General features: G+C 72.4%; 17 protein-coding genes and 1 pseudogene. 14 read left to right on the forward strand and 4 right to left on the reverse strand.

The annotated features are described in order from the left end of the window. Positions 1–49: 49 nt before the first annotated feature. Positions 50–1,564, reverse strand: a complete 1,515-nt coding sequence (locus BBK14_RS15320) for an MFS transporter (RefSeq protein WP_071063121.1) — start codon at positions 1,562–1,564, stop codon at positions 50–52. A gap of 152 nt (positions 1,565–1,716) precedes the next feature. Between BBK14_RS15320 and BBK14_RS15325 the strand changes: the two genes are divergently transcribed. Continuing rightward, complete coding sequence (locus tag BBK14_RS15325) at positions 1,717–2,235, forward strand: MarR family winged helix-turn-helix transcriptional regulator (RefSeq protein WP_071063123.1); 519 nt, start codon at positions 1,717–1,719, stop codon at positions 2,233–2,235. A gap of 35 nt (positions 2,236–2,270) precedes the next feature. On the opposite strand, the gene BBK14_RS15330 is transcribed toward BBK14_RS15325, so the two are convergent. Then, positions 2,271–3,383 (reverse strand): DUF2637 domain-containing protein, encoded by a 1,113-nt coding sequence (locus tag BBK14_RS15330; protein ID WP_071063155.1) that lies wholly within the window; start codon positions 3,381–3,383, stop codon positions 2,271–2,273. A gap of 640 nt (positions 3,384–4,023) precedes the next feature. Between BBK14_RS15330 and BBK14_RS42855 the strand changes: the two genes are divergently transcribed. The 5 genes from BBK14_RS42855 (at position 4,024) to BBK14_RS15350 (ending at position 8,264) form a co-directional block, all read left to right on the forward strand. Continuing rightward, the gene (locus BBK14_RS42855; protein ID WP_275078491.1) at positions 4,024–4,656 is read left to right on the forward strand and encodes an amidase family protein; all 633 of its coding nucleotides are present in this window, start codon (positions 4,024–4,026) and stop codon (positions 4,654–4,656) included. After that, positions 4,635–5,444 (forward strand): amidase, encoded by an 810-nt coding sequence (locus BBK14_RS42860; protein ID WP_275078492.1) that lies wholly within the window; start codon positions 4,635–4,637, stop codon positions 5,442–5,444. The genes BBK14_RS42855 and BBK14_RS42860 overlap by 22 nt, the downstream gene beginning before the upstream one ends. Before the next feature lie 134 nt (positions 5,445–5,578). Next, positions 5,579–6,850 carry an amidohydrolase gene (locus BBK14_RS15340; protein WP_083390974.1) on the forward strand — a complete coding sequence of 424 codons (1,272 nt, stop codon included), beginning with the start codon at positions 5,579–5,581 and terminating at the stop codon, positions 6,848–6,850. Positions 6,851–6,876: 26 nt separating this feature from the next. Continuing rightward, positions 6,877–7,953 carry an ArsR/SmtB family transcription factor gene (locus tag BBK14_RS15345; protein WP_071063125.1) on the forward strand — a complete coding sequence of 359 codons (1,077 nt, stop codon included), beginning with the start codon at positions 6,877–6,879 and terminating at the stop codon, positions 7,951–7,953. A 164-nt stretch (positions 7,954–8,117) separates the two neighbouring features. After that, on the forward strand, positions 8,118–8,264 hold the full coding sequence (locus BBK14_RS15350) for a DUF1059 domain-containing protein (protein ID WP_018500697.1): 147 nt from the start codon (positions 8,118–8,120) through the stop codon (positions 8,262–8,264). A gap of 32 nt (positions 8,265–8,296) precedes the next feature. Here the strand turns inward: BBK14_RS15350 and BBK14_RS15355 are convergent, their stop codons facing one another. Then, positions 8,297–8,656: a hypothetical protein gene (locus BBK14_RS15355; RefSeq protein ID WP_071063127.1), complete on the reverse strand. Its 360-nt coding sequence runs from the start codon at positions 8,654–8,656 to the stop codon at positions 8,297–8,299. A 56-nt stretch (positions 8,657–8,712) separates the two neighbouring features. Between BBK14_RS15355 and BBK14_RS15360 the strand changes: the two genes are divergently transcribed. From BBK14_RS15360 to BBK14_RS15370, 3 genes are all read left to right on the forward strand, one after another. Continuing rightward, positions 8,713–9,957 (forward strand): YihY/virulence factor BrkB family protein, encoded by a 1,245-nt coding sequence (locus BBK14_RS15360; protein WP_071063129.1) that lies wholly within the window; start codon positions 8,713–8,715, stop codon positions 9,955–9,957. Positions 9,958–10,286: 329 nt separating this feature from the next. Beyond that, positions 10,287–11,672, forward strand: a complete 1,386-nt coding sequence (locus tag BBK14_RS15365; protein ID WP_241831507.1) for a glycosyltransferase 87 family protein — start codon at positions 10,287–10,289, stop codon at positions 11,670–11,672. Between the two features lie 94 nt (positions 11,673–11,766). Further along, positions 11,767–12,759 (forward strand): ParA family protein, encoded by a 993-nt coding sequence (locus BBK14_RS15370; RefSeq protein WP_020461750.1) that lies wholly within the window; start codon positions 11,767–11,769, stop codon positions 12,757–12,759. Between the two features lie 52 nt (positions 12,760–12,811). Here the strand turns inward: BBK14_RS15370 and BBK14_RS15375 are convergent. Then, positions 12,812–13,467 (reverse strand): annotated as a pseudogene (locus tag BBK14_RS15375) (aldo/keto reductase); the annotation flags it as partial. 323 nt (positions 13,468–13,790) lie between these two features. Here BBK14_RS15375 and BBK14_RS15380 point away from each other — a divergent pair. The 5 genes from BBK14_RS15380 to BBK14_RS15400 are packed head-to-tail and all read left to right on the forward strand — an operon-like array spanning position 13,791 to position 18,916. Then, positions 13,791–14,597 carry an SDR family NAD(P)-dependent oxidoreductase gene (locus BBK14_RS15380; RefSeq protein WP_071063131.1) on the forward strand — a complete coding sequence of 269 codons (807 nt, stop codon included), beginning with the start codon at positions 13,791–13,793 and terminating at the stop codon, positions 14,595–14,597. Further along, positions 14,588–15,859, forward strand: coding sequence for a sulfotransferase family protein (locus BBK14_RS15385; protein ID WP_071063133.1), 1,272 nt, complete (start codon positions 14,588–14,590; stop codon positions 15,857–15,859). The genes BBK14_RS15380 and BBK14_RS15385 overlap by 10 nt, the downstream gene beginning before the upstream one ends. Then, positions 15,856–17,082 carry an MBL fold metallo-hydrolase gene (locus tag BBK14_RS15390; protein ID WP_071063135.1) on the forward strand — a complete coding sequence of 409 codons (1,227 nt, stop codon included), beginning with the start codon at positions 15,856–15,858 and terminating at the stop codon, positions 17,080–17,082. The genes BBK14_RS15385 and BBK14_RS15390 overlap by 4 nt, the downstream gene beginning before the upstream one ends. Next, positions 17,079–17,885, forward strand: coding sequence for a sugar phosphate isomerase/epimerase family protein (locus BBK14_RS15395; RefSeq protein ID WP_071063137.1), 807 nt, complete (start codon positions 17,079–17,081; stop codon positions 17,883–17,885). Before BBK14_RS15390 ends, BBK14_RS15395 begins: the two co-directional genes overlap by 4 nt. Next, positions 17,882–18,916, forward strand: coding sequence for a zinc-dependent alcohol dehydrogenase (locus tag BBK14_RS15400; RefSeq protein WP_071063139.1), 1,035 nt, complete (start codon positions 17,882–17,884; stop codon positions 18,914–18,916). Before BBK14_RS15395 ends, BBK14_RS15400 begins: the two co-directional genes overlap by 4 nt. The last annotated feature ends 31 nt before the right edge of the window (positions 18,917–18,947 follow it).

Consider the following 18,947-nt stretch of genomic DNA (forward strand, 5'->3'; position numbering starts at 1 on the left):
CCGATCAGCCGGCCGGCCAGCCGAAGGGCTGATCGGCCGGCAGACGCGATCAGCCCGCGTGGACGGGCACCCCGTCGACCGCGGGGACGTCGTCCCGGCCCGCACGGACCAGCAGGATCACCGCGACCAGGGCGATCCCCACGAGCCCGGCGCTCCATACGAACGACGTGGTGTAGCCCTCGATGGCCGCCTGCCGCTGCGCGGCCGCGCCGGTGCCGTGCGAGCCCAGGTAGTCCGAGACCGCCGTCGCGTACACGGTGTTCAGCAGCGCGACGCCGAGTGACCCGCCGACCTGCTGGGTGGTGTTGACCAGCGCGCTCGCCACACCGGCGTCGTGGTCGGCGACCCCCAGCAGGGAGACGCTGGACATCGGGACGAACGCGAGGCCCATCCCGAGGCTGATCAGGATCTCGGCGGGCAGGACGTGGCCCGCGTAGCTGGAGTCCGCCCCGATCTGGCTGAGCAGGACCAGCCCGCCGGCGGCCAGCGCGGTGCCGATGATCATCAGTATCGTCGGCCCCACCCGGGGGAGGAACTGGCTGGCCAGACCGGCCGAGAGGATGATGCCCGCGCTGAACGGCAGGAAGGCGAAGCCGCTGCGCAGCGCGCTGTACCCGAGCGTCGACTGGAAGTAGAAGGTGAGGAACAGGAACATCGCGAACAGGCCGCCGCCGATGAGTAGCGACGCCAGGAAGGAGCCGCCTCGGTTGCGTTCCAGCGGCACGCGCATCGGCAGCAGCGGGGCGGCCGTGCGTGTCTCGATCACGACGAACACCGCGAGCAGCGCCACCGCGCCGGCGAGCAGGCCGATCGTGGTCGCCGAGCCCCAGCCGTCGTCGGCCGCGACGGTGAACCCGTACACGAGCGCGAGCAGGCCGGCGGTGACGGTCACCGCGCCGGGGATGTCGTAGCTCGGTGTGCCCTCGGCCTTGCTCTCCCGCACGATGGGCAGCGCGGCCGCGGCGGTGGCGAGGGCGATCGGGACGTTGACCAACAGGCACCAGCGCCAGGACGCGTACTCGGTGAGCAGCCCGCCGACGATGAGCCCGATCGCCGCGCCGCCACCGGAGATCCCGCCGTAGACGCCGAAGGCGCGGGCGCGCTCCTTGCCCTCGGTGAACGTCACGGTGATCAGGGAGAGTGCCGCCGGGGCGAGGAGTGCCGCGCAGGCACCCTGCAGGGCCCGGGCCGCGAAAAGGAACTCGGCGTTGGGAGCGGCGCCGCCCAGCGCCGAGGCGGCCGCGAAGCCGACCAGGCCCCAGATGAAGATCCTCTTGCGTCCGAGGAAGTCGGCGATGCGTCCGCCGAGCAGGAGCAGGCCGCCGAACGCCAGGGTGTAGGCGGTCATGACCCACTGCCGGTTGGCGGTGGAGATGCCCAGGTCGCTCTGGGCGTGCGGGAGGGCGATCGTCACGATCGACGCGTCGAGCACGACCATGAGCTGGGCGACCGCGATGATGCTGAGCGCCAGCCAGCGTCGCGGGTCGAGCTGGCTACTCGCCCCTGGTGACCCGACCGCGGCGGGCGGGTGCCCGTCGCCGACGACGTCGGTGGAAACGGTCACGGAAGATCTCCTCGTGTCCGGTGGTTGCTGTCAGTCGAGGTGGTCACCGGGAGTGGCCCGGCATCTGGTTCGCTGTCGAATAGTACGCGGCCTGATAGTACAGGCTCGAATTATTTCTGGTCGAACCATCGATGATCAAATAAGCTCGGTGCATGGACGGCGGTACGGACGCGTGCATCAGTGGGGCGGAGCCCGACCAGATCGACGGCATCGTCGAGCAGTGGCAGAGCGAGCGCCCCGACCTTGATCTGAGCGCGATGGGGATGTTCGCCCGGATGAAGATGTTCATCGCCGGGCTCACCGCGAGCATGGACGACGAGCTGGACAAGCACGGCCTGACTCCCGGCGAGTTCGACGTGCTCTCCACGCTGCGCCGCACCGGCCCGCCGTGCGTGCTGATCCCCTCGCAGCTCTCCGCGTCGCTGATGATGTCGCGGGCCGGCATCACGAACCGGCTCGACCGGCTGGAGGCCGCCGGCCTGGTGAAGCGCAACCTGGATCCCGACGACCGGCGCAGCTTCCGGGTCGGGCTGACCGACAAGGGCCTCGCCGTCATCGACGACGCGCTCACCGGGCACGCCGCCAACATCGCGCGGCTGGCGAACCACCTCACGGCTGAGCAGCGGGAGCAGTTCGACCAGGCGTTGCGCGTGCTGCTGCGCGCCCTCTAGGTACTCCGGAGCACGGGGCCGGCGAAGGGCGGGCGTCAGCCCCTGGTCGTCGTCGGTGCCACGAGCGGCCGGTCGGGCGCCATGCCTCGCCGCCGCCCACGGCTGGCAGGGTGGGCACGGTGCGTGGGCATGAGCAGCGGGCCGGTCTGCACGTCGGCGTGCCGGGTCTCCTTGCGCACCTGGTACACCCAGCTCTTGCTCACCGTGATGCCCCACCGGCCGAGCAGGGTGACCGCCGCGGTCGCCGAACCGCCGGTCTCGTCCAGCGCGCGAATGATCGCCTCGCGCTTCACCGAGGAGTCCGCGGTGTCCACTCCGCCGGCGGAGCCGGCCCCGGCCGTGGACGCCGGCCCGTCTGCCGGGACGGTTGCCGAGGCGCCTGTCGGGACGGCCGGGCCCGGCGCAGGCGTCCGCCCGGGTGCCGGGTCGAGGGCCTGGGCCGTCGCGGGGGCGGGCGTGACCATGGGTGCGGTCACCGAGAGGTCGACCACCGCCACCGCGCTGTCGGTCGCCGCGGGAGCTGTCGCGGCGGGAGCGGGGGTGCCAGCCGGGAAGTCGCCGCCGACGGCGGGCATCCGCTGCCGCTGCGGCGGAATGGACCCCGGCGCCGGAACCGGCTGCCCACCGCCCGGCTGCCCACCGGCAGCTGGGCCATCAGCCTGGGGAGCGACAGCCGGGACGTCGGCCGGCGCCGCGGCGGCGGCCTGCTGGCGGGCTGTCCGCCGGCTGGTCGGGTGGATCTGGCGCATGAGCAGCTCGTACGAGCCGAGCAGCGCCAGCGGAGGCCAGCCGGCGATGATCCGGGCTGCGGTGGTCGGCTCGGCGTGCAGGACGTTCGCCGCCAGTGACGCGCACGCCCCCAGCATCAGCAGTGTGTAGGACAGCCAGGACCGCCGCCGGCCGGCCCGCCGGTCGGCCAGCATCGTCATCGACGCGGCCACGATCAGCCCGTCCACGCTGAACGGGAGAACGGCCGAGGTCATCGCGTCCTCGCCGTACTGCAGGGCGACGCCGCGCATGTGGCGGTAGGAGACGAAACCCGCCACGGCCGCGACCGTGGCCACCGCGATCACGGTGGTGATCCGGATGGCCCGTTCCGCCCGGCCTCCGGCCCGCCGAGCCTCCTGCGCCGGACGTCCGTCGACCACACCGATCACCTTTTCAGCCCGTCAATAACAGCCTGGAACCTCTCGACACAAACCATCGCACACGAGACGGAAGTCGCGAACGGCGCGTACGGTTCTTATGCACCGTGGTGCCGGTGTGGGGCTCCAAAGGGTGACCGTCAGGTTTCCCTGCRGAACTCCGCGGGAGTACCTGTTCCAGCGACCGCCCGCGGCGTCTCCCGCGAGCCTGTACGAGCATCGTGACCAGCAGGTTTCCGTGCGGGGTCCGGGCGGCCGGGCCGCACTCGCCGACGCTGGGGACGTGGGGTCGAACGCCCGCTGTCGCGCCGGCGCCCGCTCGATGAACGGCCGTCCGAACACCGCGCCGCCGGCCCGGAATGCCGGCGAGCGCATACCGGCGACGTTTTCCCGGGATTTCCACCCGGTGTTTCCTGACGTTCCGCGTGCTGACGAAGTACTCCGGGTGACGTACTCCGGGTAGCGCCGTCCGAGTGGGCCCGCAGCCCCGCTGCCAGCCGGAAACCCAATGGACGCCGGCCGGYCGGAGGGGGGATGCTGCGCCGCATGCGAGCCTGAGTCGCCATCGAAACGATCAACCTCGCGGCCGGTGCCCGGACGGGGCCGGCCGCCGATGTCCCCTGCCTCCGAACAGGAAAGATCGATGGAGACTCACGAGTACGCATGCCATGACGGGGTCGGCCTGAGCGGGCTGATCCGCCGGGGCGAGGTCAGCGCCGCCGAGGTCGAACAGGCCGCCCGGCGGGCCCTGGAGACGGTGAACGGGAAGATCAACGGGCTGGCCGCGCCGCTGTTCACCCCGGCGCTCGATCACGGGGACGGCCCGTTCACTGGAGTGCCGTTCCTGATCAAGGACATCGGCCCGATGGCCCGGGGAGTTCCCTTCTACTGCGGCAGCCGCGCCCTCGGCCCGGGTGTGCCGGCCCAGGAGGACCACGAGCTCATGGCCCGCTTCCGGGCGGCCGGGCTGGTCACGATGGGCCTGACGACCACGCCGGAGCTGGGCCTCAACTTCGCCACCGAGGCGGTCCGGTACGGACCGACCCGCAACCCCTGGAACCTCGACCGCGGGGTCGGCGGCTCCAGCGGCGGCGCCGCGGGCCTTGTCGCGGCCGGCGCGGTTCCGCTGGCCCACGGCAACGACGGCGCGGGCTCGCTGCGCGTCCCCGCGTCGTGCTGCGGGCTGGTCGGGCTGAAGCCGAGCCGCGGGCGCACCCCCGTCGGTGCCGACACCGGGATGGGGGCCTGCTCGGGATGCTCTCCGAGTTCGCCCTGACCAGAACGGTCCGCGACACCGCCCGGCTCCTGGACGTCGTCGCCGGCCCGGGGCTCGGCGACGCGTTCACCGCCCCGCCGCCCACCGGCCGCTACGCCGACGAGGTCACCGCCGACCCGGGGCGGCTGCGGGTGGCCGTCACCACCCGGGCGTGGTCCGGTGCCGCGGTCGACGGCGAGGTCGCCCAGGCGGCCGTGCGGGCCGCCGAGTGCCTCGCCGGGCTCGGCCATCACGTCGATGTCGCCAGCCCCGTCCTGGACTGGGAGAGCGTGGTGAGCGCCGTGGCGGCGGAGGCGGTGGCCTCCGCGGCGCCCTTCCTGCTCGCCCCACGGCAGCCGCCGGCCGAGCGGCTCGAGGCGGTCTCCCGGGTGATGATCGCCGCCGCCCGGGAGCGCCGTGCCGTCGACCTGGTGGCCGGGCTGAACGCGGCCGGACGGGTGAGTCGGGCGGTCGCCCGGTTCTTCGCGGACACCGACCTGCTGGTCACGCCAACCCTGGCACGGCCGCCCGCGCCGCACGGCACGCTCGACTACGACGAGGACGGCCACACCGTCGAGGGCTGGCTGCGGACCCTGTTCGACCACGGGCCCTTCACCGCCGTGTTCAACATCGCCGGCCAGCCCGCGATCAGCCTGCCGCTCGGGGAGAGCGCCCACGGGCTGCCGATCGGGGTGCAGCTCGTCGCCGCGCACGGCCGGGAGGACCTGCTGCTGAGGGTCGCCGGCCAGCTCGAACAGGCGCTGCCCTGGGCGCACCGCACCCCGGCGGTGCACGCCGGCCACGGCTGAGCTGTCCCGTGCCGGGGTTACCGGGGCCGCGGCAACGTGGGGCTGGCCGGGTCCGGGCGGGCGCAGTCTCGACGAGCACGACGAATCGTCACCACCCGTGGCGTGTCGGCTCGTGCCCGACGAGGGGAGTCCTCATGCCCGCCACGTCTGCCTCACCCACCGCGCGCACCGCGCCGGCCGGGCCCGCCGCGCCGGCCGGGCCCGCCGGGCCCGCGATCGAGTCCGTGCTGGAGAGCATCTCGGCCGCGCTGGCCGTGCTGCGGCCCCGGATGGACGCGGTGAGCCTGGCCATCCACGCCCGGCCGGAGCTGAAGTTCGCCGAGTTTCACGCCCGGGACGTGCTGACCGGCTGGCTCGGGGAGTCCGGTTTCACCGTCCGGGTGCCGGCGGGCGGCCTGGACACCGCCTTCGTGGCCGTGCACGAGGGGGCGGAGCCCGGCCCGTGCGTCGCCGTCCTCGCCGAGTACGACGCGCTGCCTGGTGTCGGGCACGGCTGCGGGCACAACCTCATCGCGGCCGGGGGCGCGGGCGCGGCGATCGCGGCCGTCCGCGCGCTGCCCGCCCACCCCGGCACGATCGCCGTCATCGGCACGCCCGGTGAGGAGATGGGCGGCGCGGGCAAGATCCGGCTCGCCGAGGCCGGGGTCTTCGACGGCGTCGACGCGGCGGTGATGTTCCATCCCGGCGACCGGTCGCTGACCGGCCGGCCCGGGCTGGCCGCGGCCCACCTGCGGGTCGCGTTCGCGGGGACGAGCGCGCACGCGGCCCTCTCGCCCTGGTCGGGGCGCAGCGCGCTGGCGGGAGCCCAGCTGTTCCTCAACGCACTCGACACGATGCGCCAGTTCGTCCCGCCGAGCGCCCGGCTGCACGGCATCATCTCGGACGGCGGCCAGGCCCCGAACGTCGTCCCGGCCCACGCCGCGGTGGACCTGTACGTCCGGGACGGCACGGCAGCCTCGGTCGAGGAACTGGTCGAGCGGGTCCGCGCGGCGGCCGCGGGCGCGGCGCTCGCCACCGGGACGGCGGCGGAGGTCACCGAGACCGGCCCGCTGTACGCGGAGCGCCGCGACAACACGGTGCTCGCCGAGCGGTTCGCGGCGGCGGTGCGCGCGCTGGGTGTGGACATCGCGCCCGGGGACCCGCGCGGCCCCGCCGGCTCCTCCGACATCGGTAACCTCTCCCAGCTGCTGCCGGTCATCCACCCGTACATCCAGATCGCCGAGGTCGGTACGCCCGGTCACTCCGACGCACTGCGCGAGGCGGCGGCCACGGCGTTCGCCCACGACCGCACCCAGGTCGCGGCGGCCGGGCTGGCCTGGGTGGTCACCGGCCTGCTCACCGACCCGGGCCTGCTGGCGGCGGCACGGGCGGAGTTCACGACGGTGTCCACGGGTGGCACGGACTGATCGACCAGCCTCCGTACAGTCAGCCCATGTCGGTCGTGATCGTGTTGGACGGCGCCGCCCCCGGCCGGTTCAGCGTCGCCGTCTCGCCGCTCGCGGAGCTGGCCGCCTGCCTGCATGTGCTGACCGGGTCCGCGCACCACACCGAGCACGCGGCCTGGGCCGACCAGGTCACCCGCACCGCCCCGCCCGCCTTCCGCGCCGGGCTGGGCCGCTTCGCGCCGCTGTGGACGGCGCTGCGGTGGCGCGCCTTCTACCCGGGGCTCGACGGTCCATCCCCGGTCGCCGCGCCGCTGGCCGGCCTCGGGATCGACCGGTTCGCCGAGCTCACCGCATACGCCTGCGCCAGCGGGTACCACGGCTTCGATTTCAGCCAGGTCTGCCACGACCCGGGGCAGGCCGCCGTGCTGCGTCATGCCGCCGCCCGGCTGCCGGAGCCGCACCTCGGCCTGGCCGAGGACCTGCTGCGCGACCCGGAGGCGCTGCGCGCGGACATCCTCCGCTTTCTCGACCTGTGCGGGCGGGTGTTCTTCGGCGGGCTCTGGGCGCAGACCGCGCCCGTGCTCGACCGGGCCGCCCACCTGGTGCGGCGCCGGCTCGCCGACGGTGGGCCCGCGCCGGCCCTGGTCTCGCTCAGCCCGTCGAGCGCGCGTCTCGTCACGCCGTCGGCCGGCCCCGCCCGGGTCGTCTTCGACAAGGTGCACCACGCGGTGATCAACCCGGCCCGGACCCCGCTGCTGCTCATCCCCACCCGCTACGGTGCCCCGCACCTGCTGGTGAAGAACGAGCCAGGCCTGCCCCCCGTCGTCCACTTCCCGGTCGAGGCGCCGGAGGTCGGCGTCACCCTGGCCCGCGCCCGTCTGCTGGCACTCACCGATCCGAGCCGGGTGCGGCTGTGCCGGCTGATCGCGCGGCAGGCCATGACCACCGCAGACCTGGCGGACCGGTTGACGATGACCCGCCCCCAGGTCTCCCGCCATCTGCGTGCCCTGCGCGAGCTGGGGCTGGTGCGGATGGAGCGCCACGGGCGGCACGTCCTCTACGAGCTCGACGTCGGCGCGGTCGGCCGCATCGGGCGGGATCTGGCGACGGCCCTGCAGTACTGAGGCACCCACGGCCGCTGGGACGTCCCGCCGGGACGGCCGTGGTTCACCAGCTGTTCCGGCGCGAGCCGGTCCGCGGACCGCACACGTGACCCGCCCGGAAGCGACAATAGGTGCGACAGCAACGGCGGTGACGGGCGCGACGCGCCCGCCGGAGAGGAGGAGCGGTGAAGCGGCGTCTCAGCTGCCCGTGCGGAGCGTTCATCGAGGGCGAGGACGAGGACGACCTGGTCGAGAAGACGCAGGCGCATCTCGCCGAGAAGCACCCGGACCACCAGTACTCGCGGGACGAGATCCTGTTCCTCGCCTACTGAGCCGGCTCGTGCGGGCGGGCCCCGGTGGTGGGTCAGCCGTGGGTCAGCCGTTCGGCGTGCGCGGACTCCGAGGCGGCCAGGTCGCCGCGCTGGCTGGTGCGCAGCTGCCAGCGGATGGGGCCGTTGGGTCCGTGCAGCCGACCAGTGGCCAGCGCCGCCTCGATCCGGCGCCGAACCGTGTGCTCCTGCTCCGGTTCGGTGGCGAAGAGGATCCGCAGCCGTACCCCGCGGTGGCCCGTCCGCGTCGCGTGTGTGTGGTGCGCGGCGAGGGGGCAGGGAGGCTGATGCTCCCAGTGCCCGCAGAGAGCGACGGTGACCGCGGCGCCGGGCGCCGCCACGTCGGCGTCGGGGCTCATGTCGATCACGGCGTCGTGGGCGAACGCTTGGCGCATGGGGCCCAGTATGTCGACTACCTGTCCACGGCGCCGGTTCGTCCGGTCTGGCCGCGGTGGGGCTCGTCCCGCCCGGGTTGGTCCCGCGACGGCCCCGCTCGGCGGGATTTGCGAACCGTCCGGGCGGCAACAACATCGTCATGGTGGGGATGCGCGGGAAGCGCGCCGGTATGGGGGACAAACGGGGCGGCGAGCCGGCGGACGAGGTGCCCGCGCCGCGCCCGGCGGATGACACGACAGGTGCCGTGGCCAGCGGCGGTGCGGCCCGTGGCGGTGCGGCAGGGGACGCGGCCACCGCACCGGCCCGGCTCGGGCTGCGTTCGTGGTTCTGGGTGCTGGTCCGCACCGTCCGCGAGTTCCGCCGGGACGATCTCCCGGACCGGGCCGCCGCGCTCACCTACTACGGGGTGCTCGCGATCTTCCCCGCGCTTCTCGTGCTGGTCTCGCTGCTCGGCGTCGTCGGGCGGCAGGCGACCGACAGCGTCCTGGAGAACCTGCAGGAACTGACACCGGGGTCGGCCCGCGACATCGTGCACGACGCCGTCACCGGGCTGCGGGACGCCCCCGGCACGAGCGGGCTGCTCGCCGTGCTGGGTCTCGCGGCGGCCCTGTGGTCGGCATCCGGGTACATCGCGGCCTTCATCCGAGCCGCCAACGCCATCTACGACATGCCCGAGGGACGTCCCGTCTGGAAGGTCGCCCCGCTCCGGCTGGCCGTCACGGTGCTGCTGATGGTCCTGCTGGCCGGGAGCGCCGTGATCGTCGTGTTCAGCGGCGGGCTGGCGCGGCAGGTCGGCCGGATGATCGGCCTCGACGACGCGATGATCACTCTGTGGTCGGTGGCGAAGTGGCCGGTCCTGGTCCTGTTCGTCGTGGTCATGATCGCGCTGCTGTACTGGAGTACCCCCAACGCCCGGGTTCGCGGCTTCCGCTGGATGACGCCCGGCAGCCTGCTGGCCGTCCTGATCTGGCTGGCGGCGTCCGCGGCGTTCGCCTTCTACGTGTCGAACTTCGGCTCGTACAACAAGACCTACGGGGCACTCGCCGGAGTGATCGTCTTTCTGGTGTGGCTGTGGCTGTCGAACCTGGCGATCCTGCTCGGCCTGGAGTTCGACACCGAGATCGCCCGGGGACGGGCGATCTCGGTGGGCCACCCGGAGGATCTCGAGCCCTACGTCGAACCCCGTGACACCCGTGCCTGGCCCAAGGAGATGAAGGCGTCCCTGCCGGCGGGGCGGCGCCGGTCCTGGCTGCCCGGCCGGCGGTCGCGCCGCCGCATGGCTGGCGCTGCCGAGAGCTGACGACCTGCAGTCACAGCGAGACACGCTCGCCGAGTATCTCACCGCCCGGCGCGGAGTAATCCCCTATCGGAATCCGGGGGCGTCGGCCGGAATCGGTGAATGCGATGCGGGCAGCACTGTCCGCCGGCGGTCCAGGCCGGCCCGGTGGGCCCTGAGCGGTGGGGCCGCAGCGGTGGCGGCGGGGCCGCGGCGGTGCGGTAACGTCTGAGCCCGCACGGATCCCGCGCCCGCGGACCTCGTTTTCCCGGCGTCGGCCCGTTGATGTCCAGTGCGTCGCGGGTAATGGGAGCCCGCAGCACGTTCGGCTTTCGGTGGATGGAAGTGCGTCCTTGAACCTGGCGCCACAACCGCGGCGCCTTCGGGCTGCCGCTCGAACAACGGGAACCGCCACCGGGCTCGGTTTCGCGGTTCTTTTCCTCACCTTCGCGGTGACCAGCCGGCTGACCGACCTCGTCGTCTACCGGTTGGGCGGGAACGTCCTGCTGCACGGCGGGGACCTCTACTCGGCGGTGGAACCCGCCTCGGGGCTGCCGTTCACCTACACCCCCTTCGCGGCGGCGGTGTTCACGCCGCTCGCACTGCCGCCGCGGCCGGTCGCGCAACTGGTCTGGACGCTGCTCCTGCTGGTCTCGCTGTACTTCTTCTGCGCCACCTCGCTGGCGGCGACCCGGCCGTCCCCGGCCGGCCGCTGGCCCGGGGTCCGCGCCGTCGGCCCGGTCGTCGGCCTGGCGATGCTGGCCGAGCCGATCCGGCGGAACTTCGACCTGGGCCAGATCAACATCGCGCTGGGGCTGCTCGTCGCGCTGGACCTGTTCGGCCGGCGCGGGCCGCTGCCGCGGGGTGTGCTCATCGGGATCGCCGCCGGGATCAAGCTCACCCCACTGATCTTCGTGCCGCATCTGCTTCTCACCGGCCGCCACCGCGCCGCCCTGACCGCGGTGGCGACGTTCGGCGTGACGATCGGCGTCGGCTTCGCGGCGAGCCCCGGCTCGTCGGCGACGTACTGGTCCGAGACGTTCCTCGACACCGGCCACGTGGGTGGCGTCCCGTTCGCCGGGAACCAGTCACTGCTCGGCGTCCTGGCCCGCCTCATATCCGGTGCGGACAACGCGCGGCCGCTCTATCTCCCGCTGGCCGCGGTGGTCGCCGCCGTCGGCCTGGCGACGGCGGCGCGGCTGTTCCGCTCGGGTGCGCGGCTGCCCGGGGACGTCACCTGCGCTCTGACCGGCCTGCTGGTGTCGCCGATCTCGTGGAGCCATCACTGGGTGTGGGCGGTCCCCGCGCTGCTCTGGATGTCCGCGGCCCCCGGCCGGCCGCGGTGGGGACGGGGCGCCGCGGTGGCCGGCTACGGGCTGCTCGTGGCCGCTCCGATCTGGTGGGTTCCGAACACGGGCGACGCCGAGTTCTCCCACCACGGCTGGCAGCTGCTGGCCGGGAACTGCTACTTCCTCGCCGCGCTGCTCCTTCTCGGGGCGCTGGCGGCGTGGGCGCTGACGGGGGCCCGCGGCGGGCCGCGGGCCCCCGTGCCACGGCTGTCCGAGCAGCGGATCGTCGGGCGGCGTGTGCCCGGGCCGCGGGCCCCCGACCCGCGGCGGCCGGCGGGACGTCCGGCACCTCGCCTGAGCAGGGACTTCTCGGCCCGGCCCACACCATCGGGCCGGGTAGGCGTCCCCTCTGCCCCGGTCTGGGTGGGCCGGTCCCGTCGATCGCCGTAATCTGCTCGTAAGCCGGACGGGGGAGCCCGACAGTACGGCCGAGCGGAAGCCGGTCCGTCATCGAACGGAGCGTGCGACTGGGAGCGAGGACGCGGTGAAGGTCGTGGCGATCGCCAGTTACAAGGGCGGCGTGGGCAAGACCACGCTGACCGCCAACATCGGCGCGGCCATCGCCAGCCTGGGCCGGCGGGTCCTGCTGATCGACCTGGACCCGCAGGCGAACCTCACCCTCAACTTCTACCGCGCCGACACCTGGCACACGGAGCTCGCCGACCAGCGCAGGACGGTCAAGGCCTGGTTCGAGTCGTGGCGGCCGGAGGCCATCCCGCCGCCACTGGCCGGGTACGTGACCACCCCGCCGGTCGTGGCCGCCGCCATCGCCGCCCGCGGCGGGACGCTGGACCTGCTCGCCTCGCACCTGGCGCTCGGCGACATCGAGATGGACCTCGTCGCCCGGCTCGGCGGCGCGCAGGCGCACCGGTCCACCCGCCACTACTTCGACGTCTACCAGCGGCTGGCGACCGGCCTGGCCTCCTTCTCGCCGAACGACTACGACCTCGTCCTGATCGACTGCCCGTCGAACTTCGGGGTGATCACCCGGGCCGCGGTCGCCGCCTGCGACCACCTGCTCGTCCCGTCCCGGCCCGACAACCAGTCGACGACGGGCATCGAGCACCTGATGGGCAAGCTGGGCCGGTTCGTCTGGGAGTACAACCGGGTGGCGGAGCTGCAGTTCGGAATCCGCCCGGCGGTGAAACGGCTCGAGCCGCGCCTGCTCGGCGTCGTACTCACCATGGTGCAGTACTACCGCGGCCGGCCGACGAGCTTCCTGCGCCCGCACATCGACCGGGCCGGCAGCCTCGGCATCCCGGTGTTCGAGTCGATGCTCCGCCTCAGCAACCGGAGCTTCGTCGGCACGGCCGGCGCCCAGCTGCCGGCCGTGCTCTCCCCGGACCTCTCTCCGGACCTGGCCCGGGACATGCTCGCCCTGGTCGAGGAGTTCCTGCGGCGCATCAGGCCGGCCGGCGCCGCGACCACCCGCTCCGTTGATCCCTCAGTGCTCGTCGACCCGGCCTGGATGTCGTGACGCCGTCCGCGCTCAGCGCGTCGGACGCCGGCGCCGCGGCGTCCGCGCCGGCGCTGTAGCGGCCCGAGAGCCAGCCCCGGCGAGCGGGCTGTACGGGATCACACCCATCCCGTACCGGGCACAGGTCGGCAGGACGTCGACCTCGATCCGACGGGTGAGGATCGAGTACGGCGGCTGCTCGCAGACGAAACGCTCCCGGCCGCGTTCCCGCGCCGTCCACTGGGCCTCGACGATCGCGGAGACCGGAAACGTCGAGTGGCCGACGTAGCGGACCTTCCCGGCCCGGACCAGGTCGGTGAGCGCGCCGAGCGTCTCGTCGAGATCGGTGCCGGGGTCGTAGCGATGGATCTGGTACAGGTCGATCCAGTCGGTCCCGAGCCGCCGCAGCGAGTCCTCGACCTCGCGGATGATCCAGCGGCGCGAGTTGCCCCGCTGGTTGGGATCGTCGCCCATCGGCATGTGGACCTTGCTGGCGAGGATGACGTCCTCGCGCCGACCACCGGCCAGCGCCTTCCCGACGATGGTCTCCGACTCGCCTCGCGAGTAGACGTCCGCGGTGTCGATGAAGGTGATGCCGGCATCGAGCGCACGATGGATGATCCGGATGCTCTCGTCGTGATCCTCGGTTCCCCAACGCCCGAACATCATGGCTCCGAGGCACAGATTGCTGACTGAGACACCGGTACGGCCGAGAGATCGATGCTCCATGTCTGTCCTGTCCGAACACCGGCACGAACGCCGTGCGTCGGTGTTCATGTCGTCGCTTCCACGGCTGCGTCACAGCGCAGGCTAGGCCGGTCGGCGCCCGGCAGGGAGGCCCTGGCGGGCCCTGGCAGTCCACCCCGCGAAGCCGGGCACGGGACCGGCACGGGACCGGACCGGGTCCGGGCGCGGTTGCGGAACGTGACCGTCCGGCGTGGTCAGGCGGTGTACGAGGACATCCTTTTCGATCACGGCATCCGCCCTCCCGGGAGCAGTCGCAGTCGAGTGGAGGCTTGACAGCGATTTACGTTTTGCTATAGCAATATCTCGTGTTCGACTTAACGGGACGTGTGGTCCTGATCAGCGGGGGGAACGCCGGGATCGGTCTGGCCTTCGCCCGTGGCATCGCCCGGGCTGGCGGTGACGTCGTCATCTGGGGCCGCCGGGCGGAGAAGAACGCCGAGGCGGCCAGGGCGCTGTCCGGGTTCGGCCACCGGGTCCTGGCGCAGGAGGTCGACGTCAGCGACGAGGACCGCGTGGTGCGGGCGATGGCGGAGGCGGTCGAGGAGATGGGCCGGGTCGACGGCGTCATCGCCAACGCGGGGGTGATGCGCAACGAGCGCAGCTTCCTTGACATGACGACCGAGGCATGGCACAGCCTGCTGGCGGTGAACCAGCACGGCGCCTACCTCACCGTGCGCGAGGGCGCGCGGCACATGAAGGCCCGGTACGACGCCGGTGACGCCGGTGGGTCGCTGCTGTTCTGCGCCAGCCTCTCAGCGTTGACCGGCAGCCCCGGCATGCAGCACTACAACGCCTCCAAGGGCGCCATGGTCGCCATGTCGCGGGGCATCGCCGTCGAGGCGGGCCGCTACGGCGTCCGCTGCAACGTCGTGTGCCCCGGGCACACGACGAGCGAGACGGTCCAGATCCCGGCGGGCAGCCCGTTGTCCGAGCGCATCCTCGCCTACAACCCCTCGGGCCGGATCGGTACCCCGGACGACTTCGAGGGCATCGGCGTCTACTTCATGAGCGACTGGTCGCGCTTCCACACGGGCGATCTCGTGGTCGTCGACGGCGGGTGGATGGCGAACGCCGGCAAGACCAACATCAGGGAGCTTCCGCAGTGGCCGTGAAAGTGCTCCGCGTCGAGGGCATGCGTGAGGACACCCGCAGTGCCGAGGAGAGAACAGCTCTGGAGTCGGCCGAGCGGCGTCCGGTCGACATGAGCGTCGACCGCGTTCTCCGGATTGCGAGAACCCAGACCGGCCTGGACGACTTCGGGCCCATGGACTTCACCGAACGGCTCGGCCGGCTGCTGGCCGAGGTGGCGGCCGACGACAACGTGTGGCGGGCCCACAAGGCGATCTTCGTCGACCACTGTGTCAAGGCCGCGGTCAACCGCCTGCTCATCCAGGACTACTGGACCCGTCACCCCGATGCGCTCGACGTGCGGATCACGCGGCCGATCAACGTCGTCGCGCTGCCCCGCTCGGGCAGCACCCACCTGGAGAACCTGGTCGCCGCGGACCGCAGGCTCCGTCACCTTCCGGTCTACCTGGCGGCCCAACCCGCACCGCGACCGGACGACACGCCCGCGCCCGGTGCCCCGGACCCCCGCTGGGCCCGTTCTGAGGCGCGATGGCAGAACGTCAGCAAGAACGAGATCATGGCCGCGATGCACGAGCACTCGCCCGACCACGCGTGCGGCGAGAACGAGCTGCAGCTCCCCGACTTCGCCAGCTACCAGTGGGAGTGGCTGGCCCAGGTGCCCGGTTTCCGTGACCACTACCTGAGCCACGACCAGACACCGCACTACCGGTACATGCGCGACGTACTGAAGACCATCACGTATCAGTTCCCGGACGAGCGGCGCTGGATGGTCAAGTCGAACCAGCACAGCGAGCAGCTGGTCCCGCTGCTGGCCGTCTACCCGGACGTCACGGTCGTGATGATCCACCGGGATCCCGTGGCGACGTTGCAGTCCCTGCTCACCATGCGCGGCCTCGCGCTCAAGAACAGCCAGAAGCAGCCGGACATCGACGCGCACGTCGAGTACTGGGTGAACCGCATCGAGCAGATGCTGCGTAGATATATGCGCGACCGGGAGCTGGTACCGAACGGGCAGCTCGTCGAGCTGCAGTTCGCCGACATCATCGCCGACGACGTCCGGTCCGCGACGCACGTGCTCGAGTGGGCCGGCCTGCCGGTGACCGACGAGAGCGTCGCCGACATCCGCGCCTACATAGCCTCCCACCCGCGCGGAAAGCGCGGCCGAGTGGTCTACGACCTGGAAGGCGACTTCGGTCTCGCCGCGGACGAGCTGCGGGAACGGTTCGCCTTCTACACCGACGCCTTCGCCGTCGCGGCCGAGGCGGGAAAGGGCGGCGCCCGGTGAAGCAGCCCCTGAACGCTCTCATCGTCAAGGAGGGGGAGGGCCAGCAGGACGCCGTCCCCGTCAACGACCGCATCTTCACCTCGAAGGGCATCTCCAACAGCTACCTGGTCACCACCCCCGACGGCGACGTGCTGATCAACACCGGCATGTACACCGAGGCGGAGCAGATCAAGGCCCGCTTCGGCCGGGTGAGCTCCGGCCCGCTGCGGGTCATCGTCTTCACCCAGGGCCACCCCGATCATGTGGGCGGCTGGTCCCAGATCACCGCGCCGGGCGTCGAGACGATCGCCCAGGCCAACCACGCGGACGTCCGCGAGTACTGGCGACGGTTGCAGCCGTTCTACTCCAGCCGCAGCACCCACCTGTGGAAGCGCGACGTCACGGGCGTCGACCGCGCCTACCAGCCGCCCGAGGCCGTGGTCACCACCACCTTCCTGGACAGCCACGCCTTCACCCTGGGCGGGCGCCGCTTCGAGCTCTACTCGACTCCGGGCGGCGAGACGACGGACTCCCTGGTCGTGTGGCTCCCCGACGAGCGCACCGTGTTCACCGGCAACCTCACCGGGCCGCTGTTCGGGCACGTCCCCAACCTGTACACGATCCGCGGCGACAAGATCCGCGGCTCGCTGTCGTACATCCACTCCGTCGACCGGGTCATCGGACTCGGACCCGAGGTCCTCATCGCCGGGCACGGCGAGCCGGTGCGCGGGGCCGAGGAGATCCGCCGCCGCCTCACCCAGCTGCGCGACGCCACCGAGTACCTGCGCGACCGCACCATCGAGGGCATGAACGCGGGCGTCGACCTGTGGACCCTGATGGGCCAGATCACGCTGCCGCCCGAGCTGGCCATCCCGCAGGGACACGGCAAGGTGCCCTGGATCGTCCGGGCGATCTGGGAGGAGCACACCGGCTGGTTCCGCTACGAGTCGACCACAGAGCTCTACGACGTGCCCGCCTCCGCCGTCTGGGCCGACCTGCTGGACATGGCCGGCGGGACCGGCCCCCTGGTCGACCGGGCCCGGGCCCACCTGGACGCCGGGCGGCCGGTCGAGGCACTGCACCTGATCGACATGGTGCTCTCCCGGGAACCGAAGGATCCCGAGGCCCTGCGGATCAGGCTCGGGGCCCACGAACTGCTGCTCGAGCGCAGCGGCCGGGAGAACTTCAGCGAGGTCCGCTGGCTCGAAGCCGAGATCCGTGACCTCCGGGACATGCTGCCGTGACCCATCCCCGGCTCTCGGTCAGCGAGATGTGCACCTACCCGCAGCCCTTCACCGACGAGCTCGCGCTGTGGGACGAGCTCGGCCTGCGCCACGTGGGCCTCGTCGTCGCCAAACCCGACGACTACGGGCGCGCCGCCGCGGTCGACGCGTTGCGGGCACGTTCCCTGACGGCCACCACCGTGATCACCGGCAACTTCGACCTCTCCGCCCCCGAAAGCTGGGACGCGACCCGCGAGCGGATCAACAGCGCCGTGGACCTCGCGGCCCAGGTGGGCGGCTGTACCTACTTCACCCCGGGACGGCGCGACGGCCGTTCGTTCGACGAACTCGCGGCGGCGTTGGCACGGGCGGTCGAACCCTGCGCGTCCTACGCCGAGTCCCGCGGGGTCCGGCTGGCGATCGAGCCCTCGCTGCGCACCGACCAGTCCTTCGTCCACACCCTGCGCGACGGCATCGACGTCGCCGACCGCGCCGGGATCGGCCTGATCGCCGACATCGGGAACTGCTGGACGGAACGCGACGTCGAGGACACCGTCCGCCGGGCCGGACCGCGCMTGGCGGCGGTCCAGATCTGCGACGCCGTCTACGGCACACCCTCGAAGCCCTCCCCCGGCGGCCGCGTCGTCCCCGGTGACGGAGACCTCGACCTCGCGTCGTTCGTCGAGGCTGCGATCGACGCCGGATACACCGGCGCCTTCGAACTCGAACTCGTCGGCCCCACCATCGAGGCCGAAGGGCACATCAGCGCCACCCGGCGCGCGGTGGAGCGCGCGAGCGGGCTGCTCGAGGAGGTCCTGACGTGAGCCGTGCCATCGTCTTCAACGGCGACGAGACCTGGGAGGAACGCGACATCCCCGTCCCCGACCCCCAGCCCGGCGGCGCCGTCCTGCGCGTCGAGGCCACCGGCCTGTGCCACAGCGACATCGACCACTTCCGTGGCCACGTCCACACCTCCTGGGGCGGTGCCTTCCCCTCCATCGCCGGCCACGAGATCGTCGGCCGCGTCGAGAAGATCGATTCGGCCACGGCCGAGGCGTGGGGGGTGGCGGAAGGCGACCGGGTCGCCGTCCGTGAGCTCCTCGTCACGTCCGAGGGGTACCGGATCTACGGCCACGACTTCTCGGTGGACGAGGGCTCGGGCCTGTACGGCGGCTTCGCCGAACACCTCGAACTGCTGCCCGGCTCCCAGGTCTACCGCCTGCGCGAGGACCTCCCCGCCGACCAGCTCACGGTCTTCGAACCGCTGAGCTGCGCGGTCACCTGGGTGGCGCCGGTCAGGAAGGACGACGTCGTCGTCATCGAGGGGCCGGGCCACATGGGGATGGCGACCATCGTCGCCGCCCGTGCGGCCGGCGCCTCGACCATCATCGTCACCGGCACGGCCAGGGACCGCTTCCGCCTCGACTGGGCACTGCGCGTCGGCGCCGACCACACCGTCGACGTCGACTCCGAGGACCCCCTCGAACGGGTCCGCGAGCTCACCGACGGCCGCCTGGCCGACGTCGTCATCGACGCCGCCGCCGGTAATCCGGTCACCGTCAACCTCGCCATGGACCTCGTCCGCAAGGGTGGGCACGTCGTCATCGCCGGGATGAAGGACCGCCCCCTCGAAGGCTTCCACAGCGACTGGATCCCCACCCGACGGATCACCCTGCACCCCGGCGCGGGCCTCGACACCGAGGCGGCCGTCGACCTCATCAACGCGGGCAAGGTACCGACCGGCGAGCTGCTCGGCGACACCTTCCCCCTCGAACATTTCGAGGACGCCTTCGCGCTCCTGACCCGCAGGACACCCGGCCGAGACTCGATCCGGATCGCCCTGCGCCTCACCTAGTCTCCCGCCGCGGTATCCGGGGGTGCGTCCC

The organism is Parafrankia soli (genome assembly GCF_001854695.1).
Classification (GTDB): Bacteria; Actinomycetota; Actinomycetes; order Frankiales; family Frankiaceae; genus Parafrankia; species Parafrankia soli.